We start from the raw sequence: 21,627 nt of genomic DNA, 5'->3' as shown, positions 1-21,627 counted from the left end.
GGTGGTCGTACAAGGAGATTTCTCTCCTCGCTCAACTCCCACCCTCAGGAGCCCCAATGAGCAGCAGTAGCGTCGAACCGGCGGCGGGACCGCAGGAGTCGGCCCCCGCCACGGAAGTCCAGGACGCTCGGCCGTCGCTGAGCGAGCGTCTGGAGGAGGTCAACCGGCTGTCGGATCTCGACCGCAGGATGAAGGGGCTGGGGCAGAGCGGCTGACCCGTCGCCCGGATTCGAGCCCACCCCCGGGGCTCGCCGGCACCACCAGGGACGCCCGCCCGGTCGGCCTCCTTACCCCCTTCCAGGGAGGGCACCACCACGGGCCCGGCTCGCCCTACCGCCGCACTCCGTCACCGCCGCCGCCACCCCGCGGTGGCCGTCCCCGCCCCGCCTCACACGGGACGGGGACATCCCGGCTCAGCGGTCATAGACCGCCGTCACGGGGGCGTGGTCGCTCCAGCGCTCCGCGTGCGTCGCCGCCCGCTCGATCTCGGCCTTCAGACACCGCTCCGCCAGCCCCGGGGTGGCCATCTGGTAGTCGATCCGCCAGCCGGTGTCGTTGTCGAAGGCCCGGCCCCGGTAGGACCACCAGCTGTAGGGGCCGTCCTGGTCCGGATACAGCGCGCGGACCACGTCGGTGTAGCCGCCCTCCTCGCCCAGCACCCGGGAGAGCCAGGCACGTTCCTCGGGCAGGAAGCCCGAGTTGCGGCGGTTGGCGCGCCAGTTCTTCAGGTCGGCCTCCTGGTGAGCGATGTTCCAGTCGCCGCAGACCAGGGCCTCGCGCCCGCCGGCGACGGCGGTGGCGCGCAGCTCCACGAGGTGCGGCAGGAAGGCCGCCATGAAGCGCTCCTTCTCGTCCTGGCGCGGGGTGTCCACCTCACCCGAGGGGAGGTAGAGGCTGGCCACCGTGATCCCCGGCAGGTCGACGGCCAGGTAGCGGCCGGAGTCCGCGAACTCCTCGGCGCCGAAGCCCACCCGCACCGCGTCCGGCTCCCGCCGGGTCAGCACCGCGACCCCGGCGCGCCCCTTGGCGGCGGCCGGCGCGTAGTAGGCGTGCCAGCCGGCCGGGCGGCGCACCTCCTCGGTCAGCTGGGCCTCCTCAGCCCTGACCTCCTGGAGGCAGACCACGTCCGCGGCGCAGCCGGCCAGCCACTCCAGGTACCCCTTCTTGGCCGCCGCCCGGAGGCCGTTGACGTTGACGCTTGTCACGGTGAGCACGGGACTCCCACTTTCTGTGCCCGGGGAACATGCCCGGACAGCGCCCGGGCCGAGGCACCGTAACAAACGTCCGCCCTGGTCACGTAGGACGATCTTGGCCCGCGCCGACCACAGCGACCGCGCCGACCACGAGGACAACGCCGACCACGCCAGCCACCCCGGTGCTGCCGCCCTCGCCGGCGGGACCGGGACCGGTCAGACGGGCTGGCGTCACGCGCAGGTGTCGAGCAGCTCCGTCAGCGTCTCCCGCTCCGCGGCGGTGACGGTGAGGTCGTAGTGGTGCTTGACCTCCGTCCAGGCCCGTCCGTAGACGCAGTGGAACTCACTGGCCTCGGGAACCCAGGTGTCCGGACCCTGGTCGCCCTTCTCCCGGTTGCTCCTGGCGGTGACCGCCAGCAGCTGGGGGCGGATGAGATCGTTGGCGAACACCTCCCGTTCGTCGTCGGTCCACTCGTTGGCACCCGAGCGCCAGGCGTTGGCCAGGGGCACCATGTGGTCGATGTCCACATCGCCGGCCTCGGTGACCGTCACGTTGTCGTAGAGGCTGAGCCAGGTGCCCGACGAGGGCTGGCAGTCGTCCCCGACCTGGACGTCCTCGCCGTCCCTCTGCAGTACCTGCTGCCGGACGGTGCAGCCGTCCTCGGACTTCCAGTGGGGGAAGTGGTCGCGGGAGTACCCGTCCATGGACTCCGGCTCCGCCTCGGTGAGCGCGGCCAACTGCTCCCGGGCGGAGGCGGCGTCCGGCAGCCCGGGCAGCTCCAAGGGGGCCTCGGACGGGGGAGCCTCCGCGTCGTTCCGCGGCTCGGCCTCGTCCTCCGCGCCGCAGCCGGCCGTCAGGGCCAGCGGAGCCAGGGCCAGCGCCACCAACGTCGTCACCCAAGCTCGCCGTGCCATACCCCACGCCTCCCAGCCGTCGCCCCCGAAGATCCTTCCCCGTCACCGGAAAGGTATCGCGGCGCGGGCAACTGGCCGGTGGTGAGGTGGTGTTCAGGCCAGCTCGCGATCGGTGCCGGGGGCGCGCCCGCCCGCCGAGCGCCCCCCGCACGCCACGGCTCCGGCCACCGGCACCGACCGCCGCCCGCGCCTCCGGCCGGCCCACCGCAGGTAGCCGAGCGCGGCCGCCGCCACCGCCAGCGGCCAGAGCAGATAGCGCCCGGTCAGCGACAGCAGCGCCAGCACCGCCACCAACGAGACCAGCGCCGCCCACCACCCGGCGCCGCCCCTGGGCAACAGCCGCAGGGCGGCGGCCACCCCCACCGCGTACACCGTCACGAACATCCCGGTGGTCAGCAGCACCAGTGGCCTGGGCCCGAACCCGACGCCCAGCGCCACCGCCAGGGAGAGCAGCGCCAAGCCGGCCAGCACGGCGAGGCTGCGGCGCGGCACCTGCCCGGCGCCACCGCCCCGGCTCAGCCCGGCCGGCAACGCCCCGTCCCTGGCCAACGCCGCGCCGAGCTGGGCGGCACTGGCCAGATAGGTGTTGAGCACCCCGAAGGTCAGCAACAGGGCGGCGAACGCGGCCAGCGGCTGAGCCGGGCCACCGAGCCCTCGCGCCAGCAACTCCCCCAGCGGCGCGGCCGAGTCGGCCGCGCCGGCGCCGAGCACCGCCACCACCGCGAAGGCCACCGAGAGATAGAGCAGGCCGACCACCAGCACCGCGCCGGCCGTCGCCCGCGGCAGATCCCGGGCCGGGCGCCGGAACTCGCCGGCAAGCTGCGAGATCGCCTCCCAGCCGGCGAAGCTCCACACCAACAGGGTGGCGGCCGAGCCGATCGCGGACCAGCCGTGCGGCGCGAAGGGGTGCAGGTTCGCCCAGCGGACGTCGGGCAGTGAGAGCAGCACCGAGGCGAGCACCAGCACAGCGAGCAGCACGGCGAGCACCAGCTGCAGCCGCCCGGTGAGCCGCAGCCCTACCACGTTGGCCGCGATCGCCAGCACCATCAGGGCGAGGGCGGCCCAGGCCGCGTACCCACCCGCGCCCGCCCAGGCGGCCGCGACGTAGTCGCCGAAGAACAGCGCGGCGGCCGTGGCCCCGGGCGGGACGGCGAGGAAGAAGCACCAGCCGACGACGGCCGCCGCCCGCTCGCCGAAGGCCAGCCTGGCGTAGGTCGAGACGCCGCCGCCGTCCGGGTAGCGGGCGCCGAGCGCCGCGAAGGCACCGGCCAGCGGCGCGGAGAGCAGTACCAACGCCAGCCAGGCCAGCAAGGAGGCGGGCCCCGCGGCCTCCGCGGCCAGGGCGGGCAGCGCGATCACCCCCGTGCCCAGGACGGCGCCCACGCAGAGGGCCATGCCCTGGAAGACGCCCAACCGACCGCCAGGGGCCGTGGTCTCGCTCGGATCTCCGGTCATGGCCCAAGCCTTGGCGGCGGCCGCGTCCCCGACCAGTGGCAGAAACGGCGATCAGCGCTAAATTCCTGCCATGACCGCCTCGCCCACCGGCACCACAGCGCCTCCCGAGACCGCCCCGCGGGCCGACCCCGCCGCGCCCTCCGCCGGGCGCCGCCATGTGGTGGCGCTGGCCGTCACCGACCGCACGCCGGACTTCGAACTGGCCGTCCCGTGCGAGGTGTTCGGGCTCGACCGGAGCGACCTCGCGGACCCCTGGTACGAGCTGCGGCTCTGCGCCGGAGAGCCGGGCGAGCTGCGCACCGCGAGCGGCCTGACCGTGCCCACTCCGCACGGCGTCGAGGCGCTGCCGGAGGCGGACACGGTCCTGGTGGCCGCCTGCGCCCGGTCCCGCCAACTGGCGCCGCCGGGCGCGCTGGTGGACGCCGTTCGTGAGGCGCACCGGAGGGGGCGGCGGGTGGTCTCCCTGTGCGCCGGGGCCTACGTGCTGGCCGAGGCCGGCCTGCTGGACGGGCGTCGGGCCACCACCCACTGGATGAACGCCGCCGACTTCGCCCACCGCTACCCGGCGGTCGACTTCGACCCCGAGCCGCTCTACATCGACACCGGGGAGATCCTCACCTCGGCCGGCACCGGCTCGGTGATCGATCTCTGTCTGCATCTCGTCCGCCGCGACCTGGGCAGCGCCGTCGCCAACGAGGTCGCCCGGCGGATGGTCGTCCCGCCGCACCGGGAGGGCGGCCAGAGCCAGTTCGCCAGGCTGCCGGCCCGGCCGGTCACCCGGGGCGGGGGCGGCCTCGCGCCGGTGCTCGACTGGGCCAGGGAGCGGCTCGACCAGCCCTTGACCGTCCCCGGGCTGGCCCGGGTCGCGGGGCTGAGCGAACGGACCTTCGCGCGGCGCTTCCGGGACGCGCTGGGGGTGACCCCGCTGCGCTGGCTCACCCAGGAACGGGTGCGGCTGGCGCAGGAGTTGCTGGAGTCCACGGACGAGCCGGTGGAGACCGTGGCGCGGCGGGCGGGCCTCGGCACCGCGGCCAACCTGCGGCATCACTTCCGGCGTGTCACCACCGTCTCCCCCGCCACCTACCGCCATGTCTTCCGACAGCGGGCCGCCGGGGCCCGCCCCACCCCCTGAACCGGCGCGCCCGGGCCACCGCCACAGCCACCGCCGGCAGGCCCGGGCCCAGCCGCACGCCAGGCGCCGCGGTCCACGCCACCATCCCCCCATCACCGACTCCCCTCAGTAGACCACCGATTGACACTCCGTAGCCAACCACGAGCCACTGACAATCCCCGTCACGCTCCGTGCCCGAGCGCCGTGCCCGACCTGGCCCCCGCCGACGCCGGGACCGGTGCTGCTCCCGGACACCGGCCTGGGCGCGGCCGCCACCCACCTCCCCCACTGCCCTCACCGCCCTCACCGCACGACCTAGGTCAACCGCCCGATGTGCCCCGCCCGGGTGTTCCGGGAGGCTGACGCCATGCCTCACACCACGGATCCGGCCGGGCGGGCCGCCGACGCCGCCCCCGAGCCAACCGCACCCAGCACCCAGCCCACCGGGACCAGCACCTGGGCCAGCCCCTTCCCACTGGACGCGTTCCTGGCGCAGCCGTTGACCGCGCGGATCGCCACCGCCGGGCCCACTGTCCGACCCGTCTGGTACCTCTGGGAGGACGGCGCGTTCTGGACCCTCACCGGCCCCTGGTCCCGGCTGCCCCGGCAGGTCACCGCCGACCCCGCGGTGGCGCTGGTCGTCGATGCCTGCGACCTGTCCACCGGGCTGGTGCGCCAGGTGATCGCCCGGGGCAGCGCCGAGCTGCTGCCGTTCGACATCCCGCGCGGGCGACGGAAACTGAGTCGCTACCTGGGCCCCGACGAGGCCCGGTGGGACGCCCGCTTCACCCGCTACCTGTACTCGGATCCGAGCAGCAGCGGCAGCGTCTGGCTGCGGCTGCGCCCCGAGCGGCTGACCGCGAAGGACCTCTCCTACCGGCCTGGCCCGGCGCAAGCGGGCACCGAAGCAGCGGCCGGAGGAGCGGCCGACTGACAACCGCCGTGCGGCGTTCCCCCACACCCGGCGCTCGCCCCGCCCCGCCGGGCGCGGTGAGGCGGGACGGGGCGGGGCGGTTGGTCAGGCGGACCAGCGGCCGGCCCAGCCGGGGAAGGTCGTGATGGCCTCCGGCCGGCCGTCCGGGCCGACCTTCTCGGCCGCCGCCGCCCGCAGGTCGTCGGCGAGCTGGCAGAGCGACGGGCCGTAGGTGGGGTCGGCCAGGGCCGCGGCGAACTGGGCCTTGAGGTACGCCTCGGGGGTGCCGGTGTCGTACCAGGTCCCGTCGATGACCTGGCCGTAGACCTGGTGCTCCGCGGCGTGCGCGTTGAACGCGTCGGTGAGGTAGATCTCGCCGTCCGGCCGGTCGTACCAGCGGCGGGTCTGTTCCTCCAGCTCGGCGATCACGCCGGGGGTCACCACATAGCCGCCGATGGCCGCGAACGGCGAGGGCGCGTTGCGCGGCTCCGGCTTCTCGACCAGGCCGCCGATGGCCAGGCAGCCGTTGCCGAGGTCCTCCTTGACAATGGGCACGCCGTAGCGGCTCGACTCCGCCGGGTCCATCGGCATCAGGGCCAGCACCGGGGCGTCGGTGGTCGCGTAGGCGGCCATCAGCTGCTGCGCCCGCGGCACCTCGGAGACGAACACGTCGTCAGGCCACAGCACCAGGATCGGCTCGTCCCCCAGCATGCGGTAGGCGTTCAGCACCGGAGTGCCGTTGCCGTAGGGGCCGTTCTGATACATGTAGGTGATGTGCGCGAGTTCCGAGACCTCGCGCACGCTCTCCGCGAGTTCGTGTTTTCCGGCCTCACGCAGCTGGGCCACCAGGCCCGGATTCGGCCGGAAATGTTCCTGGATCAGGTCCTTGCTGCCGCTGGTCACGATGATGATCTCCTCGATGTCCGAGGCGACCAACTCCCTTACCGTGTGCTCGATCACCGGCTTGTCGCCGATCGGCAGCATCTCCTTGGGCAAGGCGCGGGTCAGCGGCAGCAGCCGGGTGCCGAGGCCGGCTGCCGGAATGACGGCCTTGCGAATTCTGGAGCTCATGACGGAAACCCTTCGGAGCCGATGTCGGGCACCGCGCGACGGCGGGCATCATCGACGCTACCAAGGCGCACCGGAACGGCATCTCGGGCGACTTCGTGTTTACCCGCGGAATTCCCGAACGGCCCACGAAATGCGCGTACCGCCCGACTCTGGCAGCATGGAAAGGTGAACGACTCGCACCCAGCGAAATCCGCCGGGCGCCGGCCCGCGCACGGGCGCTCCGGCACCCGGCGAAACGCGGGTGACGAGTCGCTCGCCGAGTACCGCCGTCGCCGGGATTTCTCCCGAACGGCCGAGCCGGGTGGCACCGGGAGTCCGCCGGATTCCGCGCCCCGGTTCGTGGTGCAGATTCACGACGCCAGCTCCCTGCATTTCGATTTCCGGCTGGAGGCGGACGGGGTGCTGAAGTCCTGGGCCGTGCCCAGGGGGCCGTCCACCGATCCGCGGGACAAACGGCTCGCCGTGCCCACCGAGGACCACCCGTTGGCGTACCGCGACTTCGAGGGCGTCATCGCACCGGGCGAGTACGGCGCCGGCACGGTGATCATCTGGGACGAGGGCGCCTGGCGGCCGGAGCGGGACGGGTCGGTCACCGAGGCGCTGGCGCACGGGCACCTCACGTTCCGGCTGGACGGGCGGAAGCTGCACGGCGGCTATGCCCTGACCCGGTTCCGGAGGCGTGCCTGGCTGCTGGTGAAGCGGAACGACCGCCACGCGGACGGGCGCGGCACCCCGGACCCGGTCCGTGCCCGTTCCACGCGCACCGGACGGACCCTGCGGCAGACGGCCCACTCGGCCTCCCGGCCCGGCCACGCCTGACCGGTGCGGCCCGAGAGGCTTGGCCAGCGGGCTCGCCCGGTCCGCCAACTGCCCTGCCCGGCGGCACCTTTGGGGAACCGCCCGGCGGCCGGGCCGACGGGTCGGCCGAACTATCCGGAACCGGGCCATGAGAGACTCTGCCCAGAACGCTTAATCGATTCCGGGGAATGGGCGGGCCACGATGACGGAACAGAGCAACGACGGTTCCGCGGTCGGCGGGGCCGAGGCCGGCGCCTCGTCCACCGACTGGAGCTGGGCCGTTCCCCGGCCCGGCCAGGAGCCCCCCGAGGTCGACACCACCAAGCCGAGCATCGCGCGGGTCTACGACGCGGCGATCGGCGGCAAGGACCACTACGAGGTGGACCGCCGGGTGATCGAGGAGGGGCGGCGGGTCTCCGCGGCCGGGGTCGACAGCGCGCGGGTCAACCGCGACCTGCTCATCCGGGGCGTCCGCTACCTCGCGGAGCAGGGCATCGACCAGTTCCTCGACCTCGGCTCCGGGTTGCCCAGCGCTCAGAACACGCACCAGGTGGCCCAGGCGATCATCCCCGACGCCCGAGTGGTCTATGTCGACAATGATCCGATCGTGCTCACCCACGGTCGGGCGCTCCTCGCCAAGAACAACCGCACCCGGGTGCTGACCGCCAACATCCTGGACGTCGACGAGATCCTCAACAGCCCCGAGGTGGACGGCTTCCTGGACTTCTCCCGGCCGATCGGGCTGCTGATGGTCGCGGTGCTCCACCACCTGCTGGACGAGGAGGACCCGGCCGGCCTGGTCGAGCGGTACAAGGCCCGACTGGTGCCGGGCAGCCACCTCTTCGTCACCCACTTCTGCAACTCCTTCCCGCAGGCGCGGGAGCTCAACGACGTGCTGATCCAGTCGCTGGGGCGGGGGCAGTTGCGCAGCCAGGAGACGATCGCCGGCTTCTTCGACGGCATGGAACTGCTCGAGCCCGGGCTCGTCCCGCTACCGCTGTGGCGGCCGGACGAGCCGGTCGTCGAACCGCTGGACCACAGCGGGCTGTTGATGATCGGCGGCATGGCCGTCAAGCGCTGAGCCGAGGCGGTGGCCCCGGTCTCGACCCGTGCGGGTCGGACCGGGGCCACCGCTCGTGGAGGGAGCGCGCGGAGGCTCAGCCGGTCTGCACCGCTACGGCCGACTTCGCGGGCAGCTCCACCGTCAGCTGGCCGCCGGAGACGGTGGCCTGACCGCCGCCGCCGAGCACGTCGTCATAGCTGCCGTCGGGCAGCTGGGTGACGAACTGGACGGTCGCCGCCTGGTCGGCGTTGTTGATGGCGACGAACCCGTTGCCCCGGTCGAAGCCGATGACGTTGCTCTGCGGCGACTGGATCTCGCCGACCTGGCCGTCGCCGGCCACCGCGTTCCGCCAGCCGACCATGCCGGTGATCCGGGGATCGCGGTTCAGGCAGTACCAGCCGTTGTCGCAGTCGGTGTCCGTGACGAAGCCGCCCTCGCCGGCCGGCGGGGAGTCGTCCCGACCCGCGTACTCGAAGCCGGAGTAGACCGTGGGCGGCGCCTCGGACCAGGCGAGCTGGAAGACGTTGGCCAGCACGGCGGTGTCGCCGTCCCGGTAGGTGAGGTGCCGGCCATCCCGCTCGGTGTCGTGGTTGGTCACGAAGGCGACCGAGTCACCCGCCGGCAGCAGCCCGGAGCCGAACCCGGTCAGCTGGGAGATGTCGCTCTGGAAGGCGCCCTTCAGCTGGTCACCGACCGCGAAGTCCAGCACCCGGCCGCTGCCGAAGTACTCGTCGGGCTGGGGCGTGGAGCCGGGGAACACCTCGTGGAAGACGAACGGCGCCGACCCGTCGACCGTGCTGTCCAGGGCGCCGACGATCGCCTCCAGGTCGGCGGCCGGCATGTGCTTGGCCGCGTCCACCCGGAAACCGGAGACGCCCACAGCGATCTGGGCGTTGAGGTAGCCGACGATCTCGGCCCGGACCTCCGGGTCGTCCGTGCTCAGGTCGGGCAGGCCGAGCAGCTCGCAGTTCTGCACCTCCCACTTGTCGTCGTAGTTGCTGATCTCCCGGTCGCAGATGTCGACGTTGTAGTCGGCGCGCTCGTACATCGGCGGCTGGTACTTGTCGCTGATCTGGGTGCCGGCGTAACCGGTGCCGCCGATCGCGGCCGTGTGGTTGATCACCGCGTCCGTGTACACCCGGACGCCGGCGTCGTTGCAGGCCTGGGCCATCGCCGCGAAGTCGCTCTCCGAACCGAGGCGACCGCTCAGCTGGTAGCTGAAGGGCTGGTAGAGGTCCCACCAGGCGCCGCTGGGCTCGGCCAGCGACTCGTGCGGCGGCGCGACCCAGACGGCCGCGTAGCCGGCCGGGCCGAGCACGTCTGTGCACTCACCGGCGACCGAAGTCCAGTTCCACGACCAGAGGTTGGCGATCACGTCGTGCCCGGCGGCGGCCGGCGCGACCTCGGCCGTCCGCTCGGCGGGCAGCGGCTGCGGCTCGCCCGGGGCTGCCTGCCCGGTACCGGGCAGCAGGGCGGCGACCAGCCCGGCGACGGGCAGGCCGAGCAAGACGGCCCGCCGCGACGTCGTCCGGGGCGGGGTGGGGTGTGGGGGTGTCCTGCGCACTACGGCTCCTTCGACTGCTTCGGAAGGCCACACGCGCCAGCGGCCGTTCCTGCAAGACTGTGCAGAAACTTGCGGCATCGTATGAGCCCACTTCGGCGCTGTAAACAGTTCGCACAAGGCGCGCTGCTCAAGCCCACTTCGGAGGGGGTGGGGCGACCGCACCGCAAGTTCTTGCAAGAGCCCACGGGGCGAGCGGCCGGTACGCGTGAGGGCGCGGCGCGGCGCGCCCCCCTGGTGCGGCGTCAGGGCAGCTTCTCCAGCAACTCGGGGACGGCCTCCGGCAGAAGCTCCGCGCAACCTCCCGACCCGCCGCCGCCGAGCATCGTACGCACCGAGACCGAGGCCGTATCCGATATGTCGTAGAGCACCGAGCAGGACTCGACCCGAGCGCTGCCGACCCGCTGCAGCTCGTACCCCTCCGCGCCGTCCGGCCGGGCCGTGAAGCCCCACTCCTCGGCCAGCTCGACGGCCGGCTCCGACCAGACGTGCACCACGACCAGCTCGGCGTAGGCGCCGCCGCTGGAGGAGACGATCTGGGTGGCGAACTGGCAGGCGTTGACGATGCGTTCGTCGATCGGGTCGGACAGCCGAACGCCCTCGTCGAGCCGGAGGGAGGTCAGCTCCCGCGCGGAGAAGTACGCGCAGGCGCGCGGGGACGCCACGTCGAAGCCCGGCTCCGGCACCCGCTGTGCGTGCCCCCACAGGGCGGCCGAGAGCACCACGCCGGCCAGCAGCGACGCTGAACCGACCGGCCACCACCAGGCGCGGACCGTCGTCACCTCGCCCGCCCCGGCGCCGCGGACACCGGCGGCTATCGCCTCGGCCAACCGCCGGGCGTCCGCCGTGTAACCGGTGACCAGCAGGTCGGCCCCCGAACCGGTGCGGACCCGCAGATGGGTGCCGTAGCCGAGCCACTTCGGGCCGCGCCCCCGGGCCTCGCGCACCAGGCGGATGTCCGCCCAGGGCACCCGCCGGCTCGCGCCGCCGACCCGGTGGACCAGGCCGTCCTCGCGCAGCGCGAAGGACTCGCCGTGCCGACTGAGGGCCTGCCAGAGCCGGACCCCGCCCAACAGCAGCCCCGCCAGGCCGAGCCCCAGCAGCAGCCCGGGCAGCAGCGTGGGCCCGAACCCCGCGCGGCGCTGCTCACCCTGCTGGAGCAGCACCGGCAGCCCGACGGCGAGCGCCACCGCCCCGACCGCCAGCGCCGACCAACCGGTGACCAGCCGCGCCCTGTTGTCCGTCACGAACTCCGCCGGCGTGACCCGCCGCGCCCGATCGGCCATCATCCCCACTCCCCCGTCGTCCGGTCCCCCGAGGCGCCCGACTGTCCGCGCCCACGCGGCGCCCACCGCACCGGAGTCGCCCTCCGCCGCACGCTGGATCACCGCGTCGCGCCGACCCTAGCGCGCGCCACTGACAGTGACCATGTCCGCACGAATCCGCACAGCTTCGGCGGCGCGAGGCCCTGATTCCACACAGGTTCCGCCAGGTTGCGACGCACCAAGCCTCACCTGACCCACGCGGCCACCCGATGCGGTTCGGTGACGACGGCCCGCCGGACGCGGAGCCCGACGTGGTCCTGCCGGCACCGTCGCCCAGATTCGACCGGTCCGTTTCGGAACCGTACGGGAGTCGTTTGCCGTGGTGTCCTGTCGTGCACCCAGCCAAGCCAAGATCCGACGCGTCCGGTCTCCCCTGGGCGGCCGCCACGCTGTTCGGAGCCGCCGTCGGCGGCGCGGCCTGGGCGTTGACCGTCTGGGCCCGCGCCTACTGCGACGCGGGCTACGACGCCGGCGGCCGCCTCACCCTCAACCTGCTGCTCCCGCTGGCCGTCGGCGTCGGCGCGCTCGCCGGGCCGGCGGCGTTGGCCATCGGCCGACGCCTGGCCCGGCCGGCGCCGCCGGCACTCCGCCGCGCCCTGCCGGCGCTGCTGGTGCTGGCCGTGACCTTCGGCCTGGCCTGGTGGTTCTTCGCGACCCAGGGCACGTTGGCCGGCTACCCTGGCGACTCCGGCCGCTGCCCGGCGAGCAATGTCCCACCCGCGTGGCCCGGCTGGCTCCCGGCCTGACCGAACGACCGAACGACCCGGGCCGGAACCGGCCACGGGGCGTTCGCATCAGGTGCCCCCGGCAGGATTCGAACCTGCGACACCCGCTTTAGGAGAGCGGTGCTCTATCCCCTGAGCTACGGAGGCGGGGACATGCCCCGTCAGTCTAGCCGCTTCGGCCGGGCACTCGGTTCCGTGGGGCGGGCGAGGACGAGGGTGAAGCGGTTCTGCGGGTCGGTCCACCAGTGGGTCGGGTTGAGGCCCGAGCGGCTCAGCTCGGTGCCCAGGCGGGGGCGGCGGAACTTGGTGGACAGCTCGGTGCGCAGCGTCTCACCCAGCGCGAAGGTCACCTTGAGGTCCAGTGCCGGCAGCGTGATGGTGTGCCCGTACCGTGCCCTGAGGTACATCTCGACGCGTTCGGCGCTCTCGTTCCACACGGCCTGGTGGTCGAACGCGCCCGGGTCGAAGTCGGCGCCCAGCTCCCGGTTGAGGACCCGCAGCAGGTTCTTGTTGAACTCGGCGGTCACTCCCTGGGCGTCGTCGTAGGCGCGGACCAGGGTGGCGGGCGACTTGACCAGGTCAGCGCCGATCAGCACCGCGTCGGCCGGGGTGAGGGCGGCGGCGAGCCGGCCGAGGAAGGCGGTCCGCTGGGCCGGGTCGAAGTTGCCGATGGTGGAGCCGAGGAAGGCGACCAGACGGGGCCCCGGCGCGTCGGGGAAGGGCAGCTCGGTGTCGAAGTCGGCGACTGTGGCGGTCACTTCGAGGCTCGGGTAGTCGGCCATCAGGGACTCGGCCGCGTCGGTGACCGCCGCCCGGGAGACGTCCACCGGCGCGTAGTGCCGCAGCGTGCCGCCGGCGATCAGCGCGTCCAGCAGGGTCCGGGTCTTCTCGGAGGAGCCCGAGCCCAGTTCGACCAGGGTGCGGGCCCTGGTCTGGGCGGCTATGTCCGGGGCGTGGGCGCGCAGGATCTGTCGCTCGGCGCGGGTCGGGTAGTACTCGGGGAGCCGGGTGATCCGGGTGAACAACTCGCTGCCCCGCGCGTCGTAGAACCACTTGGGCGGCAGGGTCTTGGGGTCGGCGGTCAGGCCGGTTCGGACGTCCTCGTGCAGCTGCCGGGCGAAGTGGTCGTCGGGCAGGGTGTCGCGCACGGTCAGGCTGGTGGTCATGGCGTTCCTCTCGCGGTGGAGGCGGGGGCGGTGGCCCGGTCCGGCACCGGGGGCAGGTCGGTGACGGCCGCGGCGGTGCGGCTGGCCCGGACCAGGGCGTGGTCGGGGACCTCGTGCCAGCCCGGCTGGTCCGGGACCGGTTCCGAGGCGACGGTCAACTGCCCGTCGACGGCGCGGTACCAGAGGCTGTCGCCGTGCCGGGTGGCGGTGACGGTCCGCCCGTCGCTGAGCAGCAGGTTGAGGCGGGCGGACGGGCGGACGGCGAGGACGCGGCAGACCACGTCGGCGACCGCGACACCCGCCGGCTCGCCGGCCACCAGCCGGCGGGCCAGCAGCAGCCAGACCAGGGCGGAGTCGCTGCGCGCCGCCAGGCCGAGGAGTTCGGCCGGGGTGAGCGGTTCGTCCAGGTCGGCCGGCAGGTGTTCCCAACGGTCGATCCGCCCGTTCAGGCTGAACAGCCAACGCCCCAGCGCGAAGGGGGCACTGGCGGCCTCGTCGTGGCTGGTGCCGGGGGTGGCGCAGCGGACAGCGGCCAGCACCGCGCCGCTGTGCAGCAGGCCGGTCAGGCCGGGCAGGTTGGGGTCGGCCCAGATCGGGACCGACCGCCGGTAGCGGACCGGCCCGGCGTCGTCGCCCGGCGGGTACCAGCCGATGCCGAAACCGTCGGCGTTGATCGTGCCGCCCACCTGGTGCCGGGGGGCCCAGGACTGTTCGTAGAGGCTGTGTGGCGGGGTGGTGAGCAGCTCGGCGAGGGGCCTGGCGGGGCCCAGATAGGCGAGGTGGCGGCACATCAGCGGACGCCCGTCGCCGGGTCGGCGTCCCGGCAGGTGCGGAAGCCGGCGAAGATCTGCCGGCGGACCGGCAGGTCCCAGTTCCGGAAGGTGCCCCGGCAGGCGACCGGGTCGGTGCCGAACGAGCCGCCGCGCAGCACCCGGTAGCCGGCGTCCAGGAACACCTCGCTGTACTCGCGGTAGGGGTGGGCGGCGAACCCGGGGTAGCCGGTGAACTCGCTGGCCGTCCACTCCCAGACGTCGCCCAGGAGTTGCCGGGCCCCGCAGGGCGCGGCGCCGTCCGGGTAGCCGCCGACGGGGGCGGGCCGCAGGTGGCGCTGGCCGAGGTTGGCGTGGCGGGGCGTGGCCGGCTGGTCGCCCCACGGGTGGCGCCGAGCGCGCCCGGTGGCCGGGTCGTGCCGGGCGGCCTTCTCCCACTCGGCCTCGGTGGGCAGCCGCCGGCCGGCCCAGCGGGCGTAGGCGTCCGCCTCGTACCAGCTGACGTGGAGCACCGGCTCGTCGGGCGGGACGGGTTCGACGCGGCCGAAGCGGTGCCGCAGCCAGCGGCCGTCGACATCGCGGTACCAGTAGGCGGGCGCGGTGAGGCGGGCCTGCCGGCGGTGCGACCAGCCGTCGGGGTGCCACCAGCGCGGCTCGTGGTACCCGCCCGCGGCGATGAACTCCTGGTAGGCGGCGTTGCTGACCGGGGTGGTGTCCAGCCAGAACGCGGGGATGTCGACCTGGTGGGCGGGGCGTTCGTTGTCCAGCGCCCAGGGGTCGTCGGCCGGATCGACGCCCATGGTGAACGGCCCGCCGGGGACCAGCACCTCGGCCGGCAGTGCCGGCGGCGCCGGCGGGCCCGGCGGTCGGGGCGGCGCCGGGGCGTGCAGGGCGGGGCGGCCGCGCCGCAGTTGGTGGGTGGCCAGCATGGTCTCGGCGTGCTGCTGCTCGTGCTGGGCGATCATCGCGAAGAGGAACGCCCGCGCGGCGGGGGCCTCGGCGAGCACATCCAGGGCCAGCGCCCGGACCTCGGCTGCGTAGTCGCGGGCCTCGGCGGGCGAGAGCAGCGGCAGCGCGGCACGCTCGGCACGCGGGTGGCGGAAGGCGTCGTAGGAGGAGTCGAGGTCGGGGCGGAGCGGCGGGCGTGCGCCGGCGTGCCGGAGCAGCCAGATCTCCTCCTGGTTGGCGACGTGCGCCAGGTCCCAGACGAGGGGGGACATCAACGGGGAGTGCTGCGCGGTGAGTTCGCTCGCCGGCAGGCAGTCGGTGAGGGCCTGGGTGCGGAGCCGGGCGGTGGCCAGGGCGGCGGCCAGCGACTCCCGGGCGATCGGCGGACCGGCGGCCGCGACGGCGGGGGTGGCTGCGGAAGTTGAGGCGGCTTCGGCGGTGGACGCGGGAGTGGTGGCTGCGGCCGGGGTGGCGTTGGGTGCGACGGGGGTCTCGGTCATTCGGGTGTCTCCTGGGCGGCGGGCCGGCCGGGGCGGGCCCTTCGCCCCCGCGGGTCGGGGGACGCGGGTGCGGTGGGCGAGTCGGGCGCGGTGGCAGGGTCGGGCGCGGTGGCAGGGTCGGGGTGGTGCGTCGTGCGCCGGGCGCGCCGGTGGTCGTGGGCCTGGGGCGCGGAGGCGCGCGGCGCACGCGTGGGGCGTGCGGCGGGTGCGTGCAGGGCGTCCAGCTGGTCGTCCGCCGGGCAGCGCCGGCGCGCCGGATACCGGTCGGTGAACTCGGCGACGGCTGCCCGCAGTTCACCGGCGTCCGGGAGCCGGGCCAGCGCCGCCTCGGCGATCGCGAAACAGTCCAGGACGACCGGGCCGAGCACCGGGTCGGCCGGGCCGTGCCGGGCCGCGCCCAGCCAGCGGCGCAGGGCGGGCAGCTCGCGGCCGCCGGTCAACGGCTCGGTGGCCCGCCAGGCCGCCTGGGCTGCCCGCGGGTCGTCCAACAGGGCGGCGGCGACCGCCAGCGGCACCACCCAGCCGTCGCCCGGCTGGGCGTCGATCATCCGCAACTCCAGCCAGCCGCGGGGGCGGACGGGCGGGAAGAGGGTGCTCAGGTGGTAGTCGAGATCGGCGATTCCCGGGGCGTGGGGGGCGACGGTGGGACCGCGCAACCAGGAGCGGAAGGAACGGTTCGGCGGCACGGTCCAGGCGGCGGGGGCGGTCCGCCGCAGGCAGATCAGCGAGGCGTCCAGGGCATAGCGGGCCCAGAGCGCGCGGGGATCGGCCCGGTCCGCCTCCTCGGGGGACGGCGGCCGGGTGCGGCCGGGGTCGACCCTGGCCCACAGGGCCTGTCGGGTGGAGCGCCAGCCGGTGGGCCGGCCCAGCCAGAGCGGTGAGTTGGCGAAGGCGGCGGTGAGCACCGGGCCGAGCCGGTGGGCCAGCGCCCAGCGGGCACGGAAGCCCCCGGGGCCGGCCGTCTCGTCGCCGGCGTCGAGGCTGATCTGCACGGCGGCGGTGCCGCGCATCACCAGCCGGCCGACCGGCCCCTGCCGTTGCAGGTAGTGGTCCATCGCCCGGTAGCGGGGGTGGTCCAGCAGCGGCGGTGTGGCCCGGTACGGGTCGAGGCCGAGGCCGACGGCCGCCAGGCCGGCGTCGGCCAGCGCGGCGCGGACGCGGTCCAGATCGGCCCTGGTGGCGGCGACACAGCCGGCCAGGGATGTGGCGGGGGCGCTGCTGATCTCGACCTGGCCGCCGGGTTCCTGGGTCAGCCGGCCGCCACCGGGCAGCCGTTCGGCGGCGCGCAGGCCGGCCAGCGCGGCCCAGCCGGCGGCCGCCGGCACCGCGGCGCCCGGGTCGTCGGGCCGGCGGACCAGCCACTCCAGTTCGACGCCGGTGCGGACCGGTCGGCCGGGGATGAGGCAGCCGCTGGCGATGTGCTCGATGGCCGCGTGCTCGCTCAGCGGACGCGGTCGGCCGTCCCAGCCACCCCGGCCGTCCCAGTCGTCCTGGCCGTCCTGGCCGGCCCGGGGGTGGTCGGCGGGCGGGTGGAGGTCGTCGCGCGCCGGCGCACGCGCGGGCTGAGCCGCTTCCGAGGCCATCCCGGCCGCCCTCCTTGCTCCGATCCGCACCCTTTTGTCGGGTCCAGTGGAATCACGGTAGGACGGCCGGGAAGGACCCGCCGGGCGCTATACGGCCAGTCGGCGCACGGCCAGCTCCGCGTAGAGCGCCGCGCCCCTGGCGAGCACCGACTCGTCGAACGCGGCCAGCGGCGAGTGGTTGGTGGGCGCGGTCTCCGGGGCGAGGCCCTCGGGAGTGGCGCCCAGGAAGATCATCGCGCCGGGCACCTCCTCGATGACCCGGGAGAAGTCCTCCGCCCCGGTCAGCGGGTTCTCCATGGGCGCGAACCACTCCTCGCCGAACGCCTCACGCACGGTGTCGGCGGCGAAGCCGGCCTCGGCCACGTCGTTGACCGTGACCGGGTACGTCTCGGTGAACTTCGCGTCCACCGTCAGTCCGTGCGCGGCGGCCACCCCCTCGCAGACCGCCACCAGGCCCTCCCGCAACCGGGCCCTGGCCTCGCGGGAGAAGCTCCGCACCGTCGCGGCGAAGCGCGCGTCGTCCGGGATGATGTTGGCCGCGGTGCCGCTGTGGAAGCTGCCGACCGTCAGCACCACCGGGTCGAAGACGTCGAAGGAACGACTCACCCAGGTCTGGAGCGCGGTGACCATCTCGCAGGCCGCCGGGATCGGGTCCTTGGCGAGGAACGGCGTCGATCCGTGCCCCCCGGCACCCCGCACGGTGACGTCGAGCACGCTGGAGGCGGCCATCGCCGGGCCGCCCCTGGCGGTGAAGACGCCGGCCCGCCAGGTGTGGGAGAGGACGTGGAGGGCGTAGGCGGCGACCGGGCGCTGGCCCGTGGCGTCCAGCACGCCCTCGGTCAGCATGTGGCCGGCGCCGTCGTAGCCCTCCTCGCCCGGTTGGAACATCAGCAGGACGTCGCCGGCCAGCCGGTCCCGGTGGGCGGCCAGCAGCTGGGCGGCGCCGGCCAGCATGGCGGTGTGCAGGTCGTGGCCGCAGGCGTGCATCCGGTCGGCGGCCGCGGCGAACGGCAACCCGGTGCGTTCGGCGACCGGCAGCGCGTCCATGTCGCCGCGCAGCAGCACGGTCGGCCCCGGCCGGGCGCCGCGCAGCACCCCGACGACCGAGGTCAGGCCGCTGCCGGTGGTGATGTCGATGGGCAGCCCGGCCAGGGCGCCGAGCACCGCCTCCTGGGTCCTCGGGAGGTGCAGGCCGACCTCGGGAACGGTGTGCAACCGCCGGCGGAGCCGCACGAGTTCGTCGTGCATCGCCCTGGCGTCGTCGAGAAGGTTCATCGTGGATTCCTGCCCATTCCGGCCGGCCTTGGCACGCCGGCAGCGGGGCCGCCGGGCGGGCGCCGGGGCCGCCGGGCGGCGGCTCAGAGCGGGTCGGGCCGGTCCTGGCGGTGGCCGCGCGGCGACGGTCCGTCGGCGACCGCCTGGGTGATGATCGTCGCGTTCCCGGCCGGCTCCGTCATCGCCCGGCCGGCCCGGTCGCTCACCCGGATCAGCAGCGCGACCAGCAGCCAGTTCGCCACCGTGGACGAGCCGCCCTGGGCGAGGAACGGCAGCGCCTTGCCGGTGAGCGGGATCAGCCCGGTGACGCCGCCCACGATCACGAAGACCTGGAGCGCGAGCACCGTGGAGAGCCCGGCGGCCAGCAGCTTCCCGAACGGGTCGGGCGTGGTCAGCCCGGCCCGGATCCCGCGCTCCACCAGCAGGGCGTAGAGCAGGAGCACCAGGGTGACGCCGAGCAGCCCCAGCTCCTCGCCGACCGTGGTCAGGATGAAGTCGCTGCGGCCGGCGAAGCGCACCAGATAGGAGTGGCCCTGCCCGAGCCCGGTGCCGGTGAGTTCCCCGGCGCCGAAGCTGAACAGGGCCTGGGCCGCCTGGTCGGAGACCATCCCCGGCGGCTGCTGGTCCGGTGGCAGGAACGCGGCCATCGGGTCCAGCCAGGCCCGCACCCGCCCCTGGACGTGCTCCTGGGTGGCGGCCACGGTCACCGTGCCCAGCACGGCCAGCAGCGCGCCGAAGACCAGCCAGCCGATCCGGCCGGTGGCTATGTAGAGCATCGCGACGAAGACCCCGAAGAAGATCAACGAGGTGCCCAGGTCCCGCTCGTAGAAGAGCACCACCAGGCTGACCGCCCAGACCAGCAGGATGGGGCCGACGTTCCGCCCGCGGGGCAGCGCCACCCCCAGCACCCGGCGGCCCACCAGGGCCAGCGCGTCCCGGTTGGCCATCAGGTAGCTGGCGAAGAAGACCACGATCATGACCTTGACGAACTCGCCCGGCTGCACGGAGAGCGAGCCGACCACGATCCACCGCTTGGCGCCGTAGATGTCCTCGCCGAAGAACGCCGGGGCCATCAGCAGCAGCATCGCGACGGCCATGCCGAGGTAGGTGTAGCGCTGGAGGATGCGGTGGTGGCGGAGCACCAGCAGCGTGGCGATCAGCAGCAGCACCCCGATCACCGTCCACCTGACCTGGTCGGGGGCGACCGGCAGGGACTGGCCGTCGGTGGCGGGGAAGTGCGCGGCGTAGGCCTGGTCCAGCCGGTCGACCAGCACCAGGCCGAGGCCGGTGAGCAGCACCGTGATGGGCAGGATCAGGGGGTCGGCGTGCCGGGCGAAGCCGCGCACCACCAGGTGCGCGGCCACCGCCAGCGTGCCCAGGCCGAGGGCGTGCGCGGGTAGCCCGGTCGGCAGCCGGCCGTAGAGGGTCAGCCCGACGACGGCGTGCCCGGCGGTGACGATCGCGGTCGCGAAGAGCACCAGGAGCAGTTCGGTGTTGCGGCGCCGGGCGACCCAGGCCCGCACCCAGGGCGGGGTCGTCGGGCCGCCCCGTCGTCGGCGGCGGGCCCGCGCCGGGCCGTCGTCGTAGCCGTCCATCCCCACCCCATGTGTCGTGCCACCCCCGCGGCGACGGGCTCGGCGGCCCGCCGGCCGCCGCCTCCGGGCGGAGGTGAAGGCCGGTTCGCAACCTACCCAGCGACGCCGGGGACGTCACCCGGCGGTCGGGCGTCCGAACGGGTGAGGCGGGCCGGCCGGGCGGGGTGGGGGAACGGGTGTCCCACGGTCGGCGCCGTGGCGCATGTCGCCGGGGGCCGTGGGTACCCGAACGCGACTGACGCAACTATCACCCGGTTCCGTTCGTCTTCAGAGTGGGGAGGGGGTGACTCGCACCGCGGTGGTATGCCGGCGCGGTAGCTGGGTGTGGCCGGGCAGGGTACTCCATCGCCGAGAAAAAGATGCGCTGCTTGGGAATTCTGTCCGGATTCCCGTCGTTAGATCGTTACGGGCCTGGGAGGCAAGGGGGCATCCCGGTCCGGTCCGAGGAGGACCTCGTGTGATCACCTCGATCACTCTTGAGCAATCGCAAGGGAGCACGTATGGCAACCCGTGCCGTCGCCCGGCGTCAGGACACCCATGACAGTGTCGCGGCGGGCAGTGTCCGGTCCAGCGCGAGCAGCGATGCCACGGAGCGCGATCTGGTCGGTATGTATCTCGACGAGATAGCTCGCACCCCGCTGCTCGACGCGGCCAAGGAAGTAGAGCTGTCGCTCGCCATCGAGGCGGGGCTGTACGCCCGCCGCCTGCTCGACGGGCTGGAGGAGCCCGTCGGGGGAGCCGCCTCGGCCTCCGCCTCCCGGGCGGAGCTGGAGGCGCTGGTCTCCGAGGGTGAGCGCGCCAAGGACAGCTTCATCCGATCCAACCTGCGGCTGGTGGTGGCCGTCGCGCGGCGCTATCCACGCGCCGGGCTGCCCCTGCTCGACCTGATCCAGGAGGGCAACGCCGGCCTGGTCAGGGCGGTGGAGAAGTTCGACTACACCAAGGGCTTCAAGTTCTCGACCTACGCCACCTGGTGGATCAGGCAGGCGATCACCCGGTCCATCGCGGACCAGTCGCGCACCATCCGGCTGCCCGTGCACCTGGTGGAGGAGCTGGGCCGCATCCGTCGGGTGCAGCGCGAGTTCAACCGGGAGCACGGCCGTGAGCCGGAGCCGGCCGAGGTGGCCGGCGAGCTGGGCTCGACGCCGGAGCGGGTGCAGGACGTGCTGGACTGGGCGCGCGACCCGGTCAGTCTGAACATGTCGGTGGACGACGAGGGCGAGACCCAGTTCGGCGATCTGCTGGAGGACACTTCGGCGGCCTCGCCCGAGCAGTCGGTGCTGGTGATGATGCGGCGTGAGGGTCTTGAGGACCTGATCGGCCGGCTCGACCAGCGCACCGCCGCCATCATCAAGGCCCGCTACGGCATCGAGGACGGCCGCGAGCGCACCCTCACGGAGGTGGGCAAGCAGCACGGCCTCACCCGGGAGCGCATCCGGCAGATCGAGAAGCGCGCGCTGCTGGAGCTGAAGCGGATGGCGAACGACTCCGGCTTCGACGCGGCGGCCTGAGCAGACCACCGGCCCGACGGCCCGGCCGTGGCGCCGGGCCCGCAGCCGGGTGGCTGGCGAACGCGCCGGCGTCGGTGGCCGCCGCGCCGGACGGGCCACCGGCCGACGCGGCCGGGGCCGCGATGCCCAAGCCGCCCGTTCCCGCCGCT

19 protein-coding genes and 1 tRNA gene are annotated in these 21,627 nt (G+C 74.1%); 7 read left to right on the top strand and 13 right to left on the bottom strand.

Annotated features, from left to right (window positions below):
* The first annotated feature begins 56 nt into the window (after positions 1-56).
* Positions 57-215 (top strand): hypothetical protein, encoded by a 159-nt coding sequence (locus RM844_RS18545; protein WP_311668370.1) that lies wholly within the window; start codon positions 57-59, stop codon positions 213-215.
* Between the two features lie 198 nt (positions 216-413).
* Here RM844_RS18545 and RM844_RS18540 read toward each other — a convergent pair whose 3' ends face one another.
* The 3 genes from RM844_RS18540 to RM844_RS18530 all read right to left on the bottom strand — a co-directional run bounded on the left by RM844_RS18540 (position 414) and on the right by RM844_RS18530 (position 3,563).
* Positions 414-1,214, bottom strand: a complete 801-nt coding sequence (locus RM844_RS18540) for an exodeoxyribonuclease III (RefSeq protein WP_311668369.1) — start codon at positions 1,212-1,214, stop codon at positions 414-416.
* A 210-nt stretch (positions 1,215-1,424) separates the two neighbouring features.
* Entirely contained in the window at positions 1,425-2,108 is a 684-nt protein-coding gene (locus tag RM844_RS18535; RefSeq protein ID WP_311668368.1) for an HNH endonuclease family protein, read from the bottom strand.
* A gap of 93 nt (positions 2,109-2,201) precedes the next feature.
* A complete protein-coding gene (locus tag RM844_RS18530) occupies positions 2,202-3,563 on the bottom strand; it encodes an APC family permease (RefSeq protein WP_311668367.1) in 1,362 nt (453 codons plus the stop codon).
* A gap of 70 nt (positions 3,564-3,633) precedes the next feature.
* Here RM844_RS18530 and RM844_RS18525 point away from each other — a divergent pair, with 70 nt between their 5' ends.
* Together RM844_RS18525 and RM844_RS18520 are read left to right on the top strand one after the other, a co-directional pair.
* Entirely contained in the window at positions 3,634-4,695 is a 1,062-nt protein-coding gene (locus RM844_RS18525) for a GlxA family transcriptional regulator (RefSeq protein WP_311668366.1), read from the top strand.
* 346 nt (positions 4,696-5,041) lie between these two features.
* Positions 5,042-5,608, top strand: a complete 567-nt coding sequence (locus RM844_RS18520; RefSeq protein ID WP_449657328.1) for a pyridoxamine 5'-phosphate oxidase family protein — start codon at positions 5,042-5,044, stop codon at positions 5,606-5,608.
* 84 nt (positions 5,609-5,692) lie between these two features.
* On the opposite strand, the gene RM844_RS18515 is transcribed toward RM844_RS18520, so the two are convergent.
* Positions 5,693-6,658 (bottom strand): UTP--glucose-1-phosphate uridylyltransferase, encoded by a 966-nt coding sequence (locus RM844_RS18515; RefSeq protein ID WP_311668365.1) that lies wholly within the window; start codon positions 6,656-6,658, stop codon positions 5,693-5,695.
* A 165-nt stretch (positions 6,659-6,823) separates the two neighbouring features.
* On the opposite strand from RM844_RS18515, the gene RM844_RS18510 reads away from it, so the two are divergent.
* Complete coding sequence (locus RM844_RS18510) at positions 6,824-7,477, top strand: DNA polymerase ligase N-terminal domain-containing protein (protein WP_394814542.1); 654 nt, start codon at positions 6,824-6,826, stop codon at positions 7,475-7,477.
* Positions 7,478-7,658: 181 nt separating this feature from the next.
* Positions 7,659-8,537, top strand: a complete 879-nt coding sequence (locus RM844_RS18505) for an SAM-dependent methyltransferase (protein ID WP_311668364.1) — start codon at positions 7,659-7,661, stop codon at positions 8,535-8,537.
* Between the two features lie 76 nt (positions 8,538-8,613).
* On the opposite strand, the gene RM844_RS18500 is transcribed toward RM844_RS18505, so the two are convergent.
* Together RM844_RS18500 and RM844_RS18495 are read right to left on the bottom strand one after the other, a co-directional pair.
* Positions 8,614-10,083 carry an alpha-amylase gene (locus tag RM844_RS18500; protein ID WP_311668363.1) on the bottom strand — a complete coding sequence of 490 codons (1,470 nt, stop codon included), beginning with the start codon at positions 10,081-10,083 and terminating at the stop codon, positions 8,614-8,616.
* A 242-nt stretch (positions 10,084-10,325) separates the two neighbouring features.
* Positions 10,326-11,369, bottom strand: coding sequence for a hypothetical protein (locus tag RM844_RS18495; protein WP_311668362.1), 1,044 nt, complete (start codon positions 11,367-11,369; stop codon positions 10,326-10,328).
* Between the two features lie 368 nt (positions 11,370-11,737).
* Between RM844_RS18495 and RM844_RS18490 the strand changes: the two genes are divergently transcribed.
* Complete coding sequence (locus tag RM844_RS18490) at positions 11,738-12,151, top strand: hypothetical protein (protein ID WP_311668361.1); 414 nt, start codon at positions 11,738-11,740, stop codon at positions 12,149-12,151.
* A gap of 53 nt (positions 12,152-12,204) precedes the next feature.
* Here the strand turns inward: RM844_RS18490 and RM844_RS18485 are convergent.
* The 7 genes from RM844_RS18485 to RM844_RS18455 all read right to left on the bottom strand — a co-directional run bounded on the left by RM844_RS18485 (position 12,205) and on the right by RM844_RS18455 (position 19,967).
* Positions 12,205-12,277, bottom strand: a tRNA-Arg gene (locus tag RM844_RS18485).
* Positions 12,278-12,291: 14 nt separating this feature from the next.
* Positions 12,292-13,296 carry an L-histidine N(alpha)-methyltransferase gene (gene egtD / locus RM844_RS18480; RefSeq protein ID WP_311668360.1) on the bottom strand — a complete coding sequence of 335 codons (1,005 nt, stop codon included), beginning with the start codon at positions 13,294-13,296 and terminating at the stop codon, positions 12,292-12,294.
* Positions 13,293-14,087 (bottom strand): ergothioneine biosynthesis protein EgtC, encoded by a 795-nt coding sequence (egtC, locus tag RM844_RS18475; protein WP_311668359.1) that lies wholly within the window; start codon positions 14,085-14,087, stop codon positions 13,293-13,295. Before egtC ends, egtD begins: the two co-directional genes overlap by 4 nt.
* Complete coding sequence (gene egtB, locus RM844_RS18470; RefSeq protein ID WP_311668358.1) at positions 14,087-15,514, bottom strand: ergothioneine biosynthesis protein EgtB; 1,428 nt, start codon at positions 15,512-15,514, stop codon at positions 14,087-14,089. Before egtB ends, egtC begins: the two co-directional genes overlap by 1 nt.
* Positions 15,511-17,097 carry an ergothioneine biosynthesis glutamate--cysteine ligase EgtA gene (gene egtA / locus RM844_RS18465; RefSeq protein WP_311668357.1) on the bottom strand — a complete coding sequence of 529 codons (1,587 nt, stop codon included), beginning with the start codon at positions 17,095-17,097 and terminating at the stop codon, positions 15,511-15,513. The genes egtB and egtA overlap by 4 nt, the downstream gene beginning before the upstream one ends.
* A gap of 87 nt (positions 17,098-17,184) precedes the next feature.
* The gene (locus RM844_RS18460; protein ID WP_311668356.1) at positions 17,185-18,372 is read right to left on the bottom strand and encodes a M20 metallopeptidase family protein; all 1,188 of its coding nucleotides are present in this window, start codon (positions 18,370-18,372) and stop codon (positions 17,185-17,187) included.
* 83 nt (positions 18,373-18,455) lie between these two features.
* On the bottom strand, positions 18,456-19,967 hold the full coding sequence (locus tag RM844_RS18455) for an FtsW/RodA/SpoVE family cell cycle protein (RefSeq protein WP_311668355.1): 1,512 nt from the start codon (positions 19,965-19,967) through the stop codon (positions 18,456-18,458).
* Positions 19,968-20,467: 500 nt separating this feature from the next.
* On the opposite strand from RM844_RS18455, the gene RM844_RS18450 reads away from it, so the two are divergent.
* The gene (locus RM844_RS18450) at positions 20,468-21,478 is read left to right on the top strand and encodes a sigma-70 family RNA polymerase sigma factor (RefSeq protein WP_311668354.1); all 1,011 of its coding nucleotides are present in this window, start codon (positions 20,468-20,470) and stop codon (positions 21,476-21,478) included.
* Positions 21,479-21,627: the final 149 nt, after the last annotated feature.

This window comes from Streptomyces chisholmiae (assembly GCF_031845445.1).
Lineage (GTDB): Bacteria > Actinomycetota > Actinomycetes > Streptomycetales > Streptomycetaceae > Streptomyces > Streptomyces chisholmiae.
This window is presented reverse-complemented; position numbering and strand designations above follow the sequence as displayed.

Bases quoted from the DNA above. Each gene is read 5' to 3' on its own strand.
- egtB (WP_311668358.1), bottom strand. From the start codon at position 15,514: ATGACCGAGACCCCCGTCGCACCCAACGCCACCCCGGCCGCAGCCACC.
- RM844_RS18505 (WP_311668364.1), top strand. From the start codon at position 7,659: ATGACGGAACAGAGCAACGACGGTTCCGCGGTCGGCGGGGCCGAGGCC.
- RM844_RS18450 (WP_311668354.1), top strand. From the start codon at position 20,468: ATGGCAACCCGTGCCGTCGCCCGGCGTCAGGACACCCATGACAGTGTC.
- egtD (WP_311668360.1), bottom strand. From the start codon at position 13,296: ATGACCACCAGCCTGACCGTGCGCGACACCCTGCCCGACGACCACTTC.
- egtC (WP_311668359.1), bottom strand. From the start codon at position 14,087: ATGTGCCGCCACCTCGCCTATCTGGGCCCCGCCAGGCCCCTCGCCGAG.
- RM844_RS18495 (WP_311668362.1), bottom strand. From the start codon at position 11,369: ATGATGGCCGATCGGGCGCGGCGGGTCACGCCGGCGGAGTTCGTGACG.
- RM844_RS18455 (WP_311668355.1), bottom strand. From the start codon at position 19,967: ATGGACGGCTACGACGACGGCCCGGCGCGGGCCCGCCGCCGACGACGG.
- RM844_RS18535 (WP_311668368.1), bottom strand. From the start codon at position 2,108: ATGGCACGGCGAGCTTGGGTGACGACGTTGGTGGCGCTGGCCCTGGCT.
- RM844_RS18525 (WP_311668366.1), top strand. From the start codon at position 3,634: ATGACCGCCTCGCCCACCGGCACCACAGCGCCTCCCGAGACCGCCCCG.
- RM844_RS18545 (WP_311668370.1), top strand. From the start codon at position 57: ATGAGCAGCAGTAGCGTCGAACCGGCGGCGGGACCGCAGGAGTCGGCC.
- RM844_RS18515 (WP_311668365.1), bottom strand. From the start codon at position 6,658: ATGAGCTCCAGAATTCGCAAGGCCGTCATTCCGGCAGCCGGCCTCGGC.
- RM844_RS18520 (WP_449657328.1), top strand. From the start codon at position 5,042: ATGCCTCACACCACGGATCCGGCCGGGCGGGCCGCCGACGCCGCCCCC.
- RM844_RS18530 (WP_311668367.1), bottom strand. From the start codon at position 3,563: ATGACCGGAGATCCGAGCGAGACCACGGCCCCTGGCGGTCGGTTGGGC.
- RM844_RS18460 (WP_311668356.1), bottom strand. From the start codon at position 18,372: ATGAACCTTCTCGACGACGCCAGGGCGATGCACGACGAACTCGTGCGG.
- egtA (WP_311668357.1), bottom strand. From the start codon at position 17,097: ATGGCCTCGGAAGCGGCTCAGCCCGCGCGTGCGCCGGCGCGCGACGAC.